Origin of the sequence: Virgibacillus sp. DJP39 (assembly GCF_049310925.1) — a bacterium.
Lineage (GTDB): Bacteria > Bacillota > Bacilli > Bacillales > Amphibacillaceae > Virgibacillus_F.
In genome coordinates this window covers 1-8,546 of sequence record NZ_JBMERP010000112.1, presented here as the reverse complement: position 1 = coordinate 8,546, position 8,546 = coordinate 1, and the positions used below count along the sequence as shown (strand labels likewise).

Genomic DNA, 8,546 nt, shown 5'->3' with positions numbered 1-8,546 from the left:
TCTAATCATTTCAAAAGAAAAAATACAAAACTTGATTTCCCTTTATGATTATATGCTTTGATTAACACTACTGAAGAATGCGATATAAAAAGCTATAATTATATTAAGAAGATAATAAGAAAGGAGTTCTATAAAATGAGTAAAATTAAAGAAATGGAAGAAAAACAAACTGATGGTATTGGTGGGGAGATAAAATTCGCTTTAAACAAACTAAGGTATGAGATGATTTATGATAAAGATGTGATTAAAAAGAGAAAGCTATCCTCTCTAATAGGCAAGGTCGATACACAACTCCCGAAATATATAACATATAAGGTGCAACATAAGTTATATTCTGAAGGGAAAATGGATTGTGATGGATTTTTTACAAAAAAGACAAAAGAAGGTTGGGAATAATATGAGAAGAAAAGTTTTTGAAGAAAGGTTAGATAAATATTTTAATGATATAAATTTTCAAAAAGAAATAAACGAATGTATAAAATCTAAAATTAGTAATGGTTATAAAAATGAAGGCGAAGTGTTAATAATGATTTTTGAAGAAGCAACTGGATCGGGATTAACTGATGATGAAAAACACACAATAATACACTATATTTTACCAACAATGAATCAAGGTTGGTTAAACAAATTAATTTAAATATAATTTCGTGTTAGAATAATATTGAAAGAAAGGAGTTTTAAAATGGCTATAAAGAAAACCGATAATAAAAATGAAAAGTTTCTATTTGACATAGAAGGTTATAAAATTTATTCAACCACTAATGCACAAGTTAAAAAAGATGAAGTTTTAATGAGTAGCCGAAGTGGATCAACTTATGTAATTCCTATACAGGTAATGAGGGAATTTTTAAATGAGTTGGATAATGACTTAGAATTACAACAAATTTTTGGTCAGACAGATAAGGAGAAATAGTTTTGTTAAAAGAGGTAATTACTAAGAAAGCCAACGAAGTGAAAAATGATACGATTGATAAAGAAGTTTTGAAGTATTTCAATGAATACCTAACTTATGATTTAGATGAAGAATATGATTGTAGCGAAATTGCTGATAATTTTAAAGATACTTTAGGGAAAGGGAATATTATAAAAATTTTTAGTGAAGGCAATAAACCTTTTAAAATTTTGGAAAACGAAACAGTTATAGAAGTTTTAAATCATTATATATATATTGATAAAAATGATAAAAAATCTTTGGTTTTCGATCCTAGATTTTATAATAAACCACTTTACCTTATCGACTATATTAATATCATAAAAAGTTTGAACGATAATACAAAAATTAAATATGAAGAAGAATAATGAAAAACCTCATTAACTTAATAGTTAGTGGGGTTTTTTGTTTTGTTTAAAAAAAGAAGTTGTCCCTCCCCTTTTCCCTTTCCAGTAACTAAAATTCAATTCCATAGCTTACTAAATGTAAAACTATTATACAATTTTACACAAAACAGTTGACTTTTAAAAAACAGAACGTTAAGATGTAAATAATAAACCTAATAATTAGGTATTAAGATGATAAAAAGGTGGTTTTAATATTGGAAAACGAAAATCAATCAGAAAATCAATCAATGGGTGATCGCTTTAATCAAATTTTGAAGAAATTAGAGGAGGAAGAAAGAAAAGATATTGTTATTCCATTAACAGATTTGAGAATGGAGGAAAATGGTAATTTATTTAGTAATGAATATGGAACATTAAAGGTTGGAGTTGAAGCACTTGGTAATTTATCGAAGGAGTTTGGTATGAATAGGCAACATTTAATGTTGTTAATGAGAGAAGGGTTAAATCAAAACGTAGCTAATCAATTCAATCACTTTTTAACTAAATCTGATAGAAATAATGTAAAAAAGTTAAGAGTTGTGGATGGAAAAATAAAAGGTATTGTTTCTAAAAAATACTCAGAGTTTAACGATTATGACCTTTTTCAAGTATTAGGTGGTGTTAAAGATGACTTCACCAATACTAAATTAGAAAGTTTTTATAGAGATGATAAGAGAAGTCATGCACGTTTTTTGTTCAACGATTTTGAAGAAAATATGGGAATGAGTAAGGAAGGTGGATTAGAAAAAGATATAGTGAAAGTTGGCTTTGATGTTTTTAATAGTGAGATTGGTTACAGTACGTTAAAAGTAATTCCAATAACCTTCCGATTGATTTGTGAAAATGGAATGATGGGTTGGGTACAAGATAAAGAAAAGATTTTTAAAACTCGTCATTTAGGATTTGAAAAAAATGATATGGAAAGAAAAATTAGAGAGGGAATTAAAATCTCACTAGAAGAATCACAAAAAACTGTAAAACAAATGAAAAAATCAAAAGAAATTATTATAGATAATCCTTTTGAATATATAGAAAAAATATCTAAATCAGAAGGAATAGCTAAAAAACATATGGAAGGAATAAAGGAAGCATTTAAAGTGGAAAATCAAAATAACCTTTACGGTGTGACTAATAGCATTACAAGAATGGGAAGGGATTTAGAAAGAGGTAGCAAACATGATAATGAATCAAGAATTAAGTTGGAAGGAATAGCTGGAAAGTTACTACAAGCAATATAAAAAGAGTTTTTAAAAGTATAGGTGTGTTATTCCCCTTTCACACCTAACTTACCTCATATTTAGCTATACCTTAGTTTGAAGTTTATTATTTTTTAGTAGTTAATCCCCTTTCTGCTATTAATACATTCTTTTCAAATTGAGGTGTACCTATATTATAAAAAGGTTATTTTTTGATTAAGGAGTGTTAAAAAGTGTTGGAAGAAGAAAAAGAATTTATCATGTTGAATTTGAGTAAAGATGAAATTGTGAATAAGAAAATGTATAGGGTAAGAAAAACATTAAAAGAGTTGGAGAAGGATATTGACAGGAATTATAAGTGTTTGCACATTCTTTTTGATGGATATAACGATATTCCTGATGAAATATATTCAATACAAGCAATCAGAGATTTTTGTGATGAGTTAATTAAAAAGGATCCAAAAATTGTTTACTTTCTCGAAGATAAACTCGAAGGTCTTCAAAATATACTATTATGTATTTCAGATTTAGAAGCATTATATATTGGAGAAAAGAAAACAATTAAAGAAATGTATGATGAAGATCCGTCTACATTTGTAGAAAGACAAATGAATCTCCCACGAACTCAAATTAAAATGACTATTCCAAAACATAAGTTTGACCACATAATTAAGGGATTAGTGAAGTTTGGTTATGAAAATGACGTTATGGGAAGAGTTGAGGAATTAGGAAATGAATTAGGTGATTTCTTAAATTGAATAACACTAAAAAAAGAGAAGCTGATACTCCCCTTTCAGTTTCTTTTTATTTAATTTCATCTTTCCCTCTTTCCCTTTTTCCTTCTTTCCTTTAGGAAAAATGAGGAATATCAAGGGAATTAGGTATTTTTAAATATAAGGAAATATGGGAAAAAGGGAAAGATAAGTATCTGAGTGAGGTATCATTTTTCTAAATTCATTCAATCAATAATCCTATATTCATAAAGAACATCTAAAATTTCATGTAACCTTTCCTTCTTTAATTTGGTATCATGCAAAACAAATTCTTCAACACTTTCCAGTTGTCGTAAATATCTTTTAGGTGGTTTTTCAGTTTGAAAAAAGTTTATCATATTTAAACTCCAACCTTAATAAGTTTTAAATAAATCATTATTTTCCTTTTCCTTTATCTAATATTTCTTCTACATAGGTTTTTAAATCATCATTTTTATATTTCATTTTACCACTCCTTATTAAAAGTTTTAATATCCATAGCATGTACTGAAAGGATGTGAAAAATACATGCAACAAATTTCTTTTGAAGTAGAAGATGAAACGTATGAAAAAATAAAGAAATTGATTGACTGGATTAATTTAGATAATGAATTCAGTAGTGTAACTGTGAAAAAGGAAAAGGTTAAAATTGAAGACTTTGTAAAAGGATCTGTAATAGAAAAAATGGATGATATTGATACAATGCAATCTTTACTTAATCCTCCTGAAGTATATAGTGGGATGGAAGTTAGAAATCATTTTAAAAAAGTTGCCAAAGAAAAGGAAATACAACAAGTAGATATTTGTGAAAGAATTGGAATTAACAAAACTAACCTAAGTTTGATTTTTAATAATAAAAAAACATTACGAACGGACGTTTTTTTTAAAATTTGGCTTATCTTAGGTAGTCCTCCTCTAAATAAAATTTTATATTTGTCTCCAAAAGACTAAGTGAAACACTACTTAGTTTTTTTTATTGTTCTTAGCCTCATCAAGTTTTCGATATTCATAAAAAATTAAATTGTAATAATACAAACACCAGTAGCCATACAATTTAAATATACAAAATAAAAAAGGTTTTTTGTTTCTAATAGTTAAACTTTTCTTATAAGAAGGGAGTTTTTAAAATGACTGGTTCTCTTATAGTTTTAGGAAAGATTGCCTTATTTTGTGGTTTAGGTGTTGGAATAAGTGGTTTTTTTGAATTTATATCAGACTTTGAATTTAAACCTAAAAGTAAAGGGGTGAACAAAAAGAAAGGAGGAATTAGTGATGACAAAATTAACGATCTCGGCAAAAGGGTTAGAGGATAATATAAATTACATTCCATTCTCTAATAGCCATAATTTTTTAGTGAAGAAAGAAAACAAGGAGGTGGTAAGCAAAAATCTAACAGAAATAAAAAGGTTCAACAAAGTGGGATTGTTCGCATCAACATTGGGAGTAGGGATAACAATTCCAAGTTTAGTTTCTGCATCAACGACAACCAATCAAATACAAAACATGGTAACGGCACAGGAAATATTCGAGTTTGGAGAGGTGATAGCTTTCATAGGTCTAGGGGTGAGTGTAAGTTCGGCAAGTTGTCTACTGATTTTTACCTCCATCCTAAAAATGTTAAACAAAAACAAAGAAGCAAAAGCATGGAACACGCAAATAATAAAAGGTTTAATCCAGTCGCTAGTTGCGATTCCATTAGTTTTTGCAATCTACAGAATATCAACCGCATTTTTTCAAGAATTAGGGGTTTTAAATTTCTTTCTTTAAAAACAATATTAATACCAGTAACCACACTATCTACTTTATATATATCCTCCCTATTTAATAAAACACATGCACAAACTTTTGATAAAAGTGAATTTAAAACACTCCCTGATAGCTATTTGAAAGAAGCGAAAAATGATGAAGGAGGTTTTTTTAGTAATATAACTGGTGGTATGTCTGATGTTGTAAATACATTAAAGGGAATTCCTAATGAAATAGAAAATGTTTTTCAAACTTTTTCAAATGTAATTGATTGGTTTGAAGATCTACCAATTCATATCACAAATTTCATCACTGGATTAACCGAGAAAGTATATGAATTGATTGCTTCACTCATTTTAAAAACACCACTTTGGATTTTTGACAATAATTTTTTTGAAGAAACAACACTTTTATTTTCTGCTTTTTCTGTATCATTGGTTAGTATTTTAACAATTATAGAAAGTATCAAAAGAATATATAAAAAGAAACATGTAGATTTGAAAACAATTAGTCAAAGATGGTTTTTGGTTGCTGGATTAAGTACAGTAGTTCCTTTTCTCTTTCATAAAGCCTTTCAAATACTAAATTTCTTATCGGAAAAAATAATTAATATAAACGCACATTATATCTCCAATCCAATAACAACTACCCTTCCAATTTTTGATTTATTTGTATTACTAGTTTTTAATGTAGTTTTAATTTCTATGTCAATCCCGATTTTATTGAAAAACGGTAAAAGGTTTTTTGATTTACTAATTTTAGGGATAATTTCTCCGTTGGCTTTATCAACTTGGGTTTTTGAATCACATAAACACTATTTCAAACAATGGTGGGAAAATGTAAAAAGGTTAAGTTTGGTGCAAATTGTATATGCTTTTTATCTTCTTGTTATAGGATTGATAATATATGGTATACCTATTCCTTCTGATGATTTTATTGGTTCTTGTATAAAAATTTTAGTAGTTTTAGGTGGTTTTAATTCTTTAATAAATCCTCCTACTTTTTTACAGAAACACTTAAACTTCAATGGAGATAGTATTGGTTCTATATTTAAAGAAGGAAATAAATCAAGAAAAACTGTATTACGAAATTTTAAAAATACAGTTGATACTTTAAAGAATCCGATAAATGTAATTAAAAAACTCTCAAACTCACCTCAAACATCTAATTCTATTTCTAATACACGTATGGGAAGAAGGCATAAAAAGTAATTTTAGGAGGGGATTTAAATGTTTGGATTGGATAATTTATTAATTGTAAACCTAACTATGTTACTAGCAAGTAGTGTGGTTAATGCTATTCAATCAATGATTATTTTTAAGGAGTTGAAAAATAAATATGTTTCTAACTAAACAGAAAGAAGATGTTGCATCTATAGAGTTGTTAGGAAGTGATTTATTTGGGGTTGAATATAATATTATTAAAGATGAAGTAAAAGATAAACAATTTATACCTAATCTATTATTAAATAATAATCATGCTTCTAGGAACGCAATAGAGAATGATTTTAACAATTTCAATGCATTTGAGGTATCTTTAGTCCAACCTTTCTTTTTACCTCTAAAAACATCTCTAAATGGATTATATAAGGATTACCTTATTGATTTATCAAAAATACTAAAAGGTGATGAATTGGTATCAGTTTTTTGGATTTTTCAAAAGAGAGGAAACTGGAAGGAAAAAGCAGTTGATATGTATAAAAGTTATTTGAGTGGTAACGAAACACCTTCAGATATAAATTTGTTAAGAAAATTAGAAGATAAACTATTCGGGTTGATAAATAAAATTTCCCCCTCTTCTACTGAGTATTGTGATGATGTAGAAAAAAAGATACTAGATGATGGTTATTCTTTTCAATGTATTATAGAGGTAAAATCGGAAAGATGTGAAGAATTACTCGATTACATTGAAGGAATGTATGAGGAATATGATTTTTATAATGGATTGAGATTAGAAAGTATTAAAAAAAGAAATCCTTATGTATACCAAAAAAATAATCAAATTCTAAGTCAATCAGAAATAACGTCATTATTATTTGGAAATAAAACTAAAAATGAAGTTGTAGAATGGAGTGAAGTAAAAGAAAATAATGGTGGAGAAAACATTTTGAGAGAGAAAGTAAAGTTACTTCCAGTTATAAAGAAAGATGAGATAGAAAAAGATGATAATATCCCTGTAAAACTTGCTGAAGCATTAAAAAGAGTTGGAATCATTAATCAAGCTAGGCTTTATAATGAATCAATTAATATGGGATCGAGATTAACTATTATCAAGGCAGATATACCTACCAATAAAAATTTTAGTGATATTGAAAAGAAAAAGAGGGATATACAAGCTAGTTTAGGTGTTAAATCTTTAGGAATAGAAATGGGAGATGAAGCTAATTCAATCAAATATTCCATACCACATAAAAATCAACAATTAATAAGTTTAAGGGAAGTGATTGATCAAGATTCTTTTAAAGAATTTAGGAAAGATAACTTTTTAGCTTTTTGTGTAGGTAAAGATGAGATAGATAATTGTATTTATTTAGATTTAAAAAAATTAGTACACTTATTAATTTGTGGTACTACTGGTTCAGGAAAAAGTGTTTTTCTTAATTCTCTAATAACAACCTTATTACTTACACATACACAAAATGAATTGGAATTAATATTAATTGATCCGAAGCAAGTTGAACTTCAACAATATCAACCTTTCCCTCATGTTAGTAAAGTCATAACAGATATGGAGAGAGCTGAGAAAACCTTTAAAGATTTAGTTGATGAAATGGAAAGAAGGTATACGTTATTTAAAGAAAACAAGGTGAAAAGTATAGAAGGTTATAATCAAAAAAATAAAGAGAAAATGAAGTTTAAAGTTTGTGTTATAGAAGAATACGCTGATTTGTTTAGTGTGGTTGGTAAAAAAATCGAAGAATATATTATGAGGCTAGGGCAAAAAAGTAGAGCTGCTGGAATTCACTTAATTATTTGTACCCAACGACCATCATCAAATATTTTGAGTAGTAATATTCAAGCTAATATCCAAAACGCAATTTCTTTCAACTTAGGTAATAATACTAATTACCGAACGATTTTTGGTAAAGGAATTCCATATGAATTAATAGGTCGTGGTGATGGGGTTATGAGGATTGAGGGATATGAAAAAGAATTTCAACGATTTCAAAGTCCTATAATTAGTGCAAATGAAATCGAAGAAAGTGAGTTTTACGAAAGATTAGGCAATAGTTATGAAGGTGAAAATGATAGTCTAAAGGATATAATAAACGAAAAAGAAACTGGATATAGTTATATCAAAGATCCAACATTGGAAAAGTTAAAAACTATCATTTCTAATACTAAAAAAACTAAAATGGACTTTTTAAGAGAAGAAATGAATATTAAAATGTCTACTCTAAGCGAGTTGATGAATGAATTAGTAAAAGAAGGATGGTTATTGAAGCATAAAAGTCGTTCTAAAGGTTATGAATTGGTAGTTGGTGATAACACATTAAAAGAATATTTTTCTAAAGAGAGCGTCTAACACAGACGTT

13 protein-coding genes are annotated in these 8,546 nt (G+C 27.6%); 12 read left to right on the top strand and 1 reads right to left on the bottom strand.

The window, feature by feature from the left end:
- The first annotated feature begins 135 nt into the window (after positions 1-135).
- The 6 genes from ACOI1D_RS20060 (at position 136) to ACOI1D_RS20035 (ending at position 3,271) form a co-directional block, all read left to right on the top strand.
- Entirely contained in the window at positions 136-396 is a 261-nt protein-coding gene (locus ACOI1D_RS20060; RefSeq protein WP_422503796.1) for a hypothetical protein, read from the top strand.
- A gap of 1 nt (position 397) precedes the next feature.
- Positions 398-637: a hypothetical protein gene (locus tag ACOI1D_RS20055; RefSeq protein ID WP_422503794.1), complete on the top strand. Its 240-nt coding sequence runs from the start codon at positions 398-400 to the stop codon at positions 635-637.
- A 45-nt stretch (positions 638-682) separates the two neighbouring features.
- On the top strand, positions 683-913 hold the full coding sequence (locus ACOI1D_RS20050; RefSeq protein WP_422503792.1) for a hypothetical protein: 231 nt from the start codon (positions 683-685) through the stop codon (positions 911-913).
- A gap of 2 nt (positions 914-915) precedes the next feature.
- On the top strand, positions 916-1,299 hold the full coding sequence (locus ACOI1D_RS20045; protein ID WP_422503790.1) for a hypothetical protein: 384 nt from the start codon (positions 916-918) through the stop codon (positions 1,297-1,299).
- A gap of 233 nt (positions 1,300-1,532) precedes the next feature.
- Positions 1,533-2,555 carry a DUF932 domain-containing protein gene (locus ACOI1D_RS20040; protein WP_422503789.1) on the top strand — a complete coding sequence of 341 codons (1,023 nt, stop codon included), beginning with the start codon at positions 1,533-1,535 and terminating at the stop codon, positions 2,553-2,555.
- A gap of 191 nt (positions 2,556-2,746) precedes the next feature.
- A complete protein-coding gene (locus ACOI1D_RS20035) occupies positions 2,747-3,271 on the top strand; it encodes a hypothetical protein (protein ID WP_422503787.1) in 525 nt (174 codons plus the stop codon).
- Positions 3,272-3,471: 200 nt separating this feature from the next.
- On the opposite strand, the gene ACOI1D_RS20030 is transcribed toward ACOI1D_RS20035, so the two are convergent.
- On the bottom strand, positions 3,472-3,624 hold the full coding sequence (locus ACOI1D_RS20030; protein WP_422503786.1) for a hypothetical protein: 153 nt from the start codon (positions 3,622-3,624) through the stop codon (positions 3,472-3,474).
- A 169-nt stretch (positions 3,625-3,793) separates the two neighbouring features.
- Between ACOI1D_RS20030 and ACOI1D_RS20025 the strand changes: the two genes are divergently transcribed.
- The 6 genes from ACOI1D_RS20025 to ACOI1D_RS20000 all read left to right on the top strand — a co-directional run bounded on the left by ACOI1D_RS20025 (position 3,794) and on the right by ACOI1D_RS20000 (position 8,536).
- Entirely contained in the window at positions 3,794-4,216 is a 423-nt protein-coding gene (locus ACOI1D_RS20025; RefSeq protein ID WP_422503785.1) for a helix-turn-helix domain-containing protein, read from the top strand.
- A gap of 176 nt (positions 4,217-4,392) precedes the next feature.
- Positions 4,393-4,578, top strand: coding sequence for a hypothetical protein (locus ACOI1D_RS20020; protein ID WP_422503783.1), 186 nt, complete (start codon positions 4,393-4,395; stop codon positions 4,576-4,578).
- Positions 4,538-5,032: a hypothetical protein gene (locus ACOI1D_RS20015; protein ID WP_422503782.1), complete on the top strand. Its 495-nt coding sequence runs from the start codon at positions 4,538-4,540 to the stop codon at positions 5,030-5,032. The genes ACOI1D_RS20020 and ACOI1D_RS20015 overlap by 41 nt, the downstream gene beginning before the upstream one ends.
- Positions 5,033-5,148: 116 nt before the next feature.
- Positions 5,149-6,222 (top strand): hypothetical protein, encoded by a 1,074-nt coding sequence (locus ACOI1D_RS20010; protein WP_422503781.1) that lies wholly within the window; start codon positions 5,149-5,151, stop codon positions 6,220-6,222.
- A gap of 18 nt (positions 6,223-6,240) precedes the next feature.
- Positions 6,241-6,363, top strand: coding sequence for a hypothetical protein (locus ACOI1D_RS20005; protein ID WP_422503779.1), 123 nt, complete (start codon positions 6,241-6,243; stop codon positions 6,361-6,363).
- Positions 6,350-8,536 carry an FtsK/SpoIIIE domain-containing protein gene (locus ACOI1D_RS20000; protein ID WP_422503778.1) on the top strand — a complete coding sequence of 729 codons (2,187 nt, stop codon included), beginning with the start codon at positions 6,350-6,352 and terminating at the stop codon, positions 8,534-8,536. The genes ACOI1D_RS20005 and ACOI1D_RS20000 overlap by 14 nt, the downstream gene beginning before the upstream one ends.
- Positions 8,537-8,546: the final 10 nt, after the last annotated feature.

Coding starts and splice junctions, on each gene's coding strand:
- ACOI1D_RS20060 (WP_422503796.1), top strand. CDS start 136: ATGAGTAAAATTAAAGAAATGGAAGAAAAACAAACTGATGGTATTGGT.
- ACOI1D_RS20055 (WP_422503794.1), top strand. CDS start 398: ATGAGAAGAAAAGTTTTTGAAGAAAGGTTAGATAAATATTTTAATGAT.
- ACOI1D_RS20050 (WP_422503792.1), top strand. CDS start 683: ATGGCTATAAAGAAAACCGATAATAAAAATGAAAAGTTTCTATTTGAC.
- ACOI1D_RS20030 (WP_422503786.1), bottom strand. CDS start 3,624: ATGATAAACTTTTTTCAAACTGAAAAACCACCTAAAAGATATTTACGA.
- ACOI1D_RS20025 (WP_422503785.1), top strand. CDS start 3,794: ATGCAACAAATTTCTTTTGAAGTAGAAGATGAAACGTATGAAAAAATA.
- ACOI1D_RS20020 (WP_422503783.1), top strand. CDS start 4,393: ATGACTGGTTCTCTTATAGTTTTAGGAAAGATTGCCTTATTTTGTGGT.
- ACOI1D_RS20015 (WP_422503782.1), top strand. CDS start 4,538: ATGACAAAATTAACGATCTCGGCAAAAGGGTTAGAGGATAATATAAAT.
- ACOI1D_RS20005 (WP_422503779.1), top strand. CDS start 6,241: ATGTTTGGATTGGATAATTTATTAATTGTAAACCTAACTATGTTACTA.
- ACOI1D_RS20000 (WP_422503778.1), top strand. CDS start 6,350: ATGTTTCTAACTAAACAGAAAGAAGATGTTGCATCTATAGAGTTGTTA.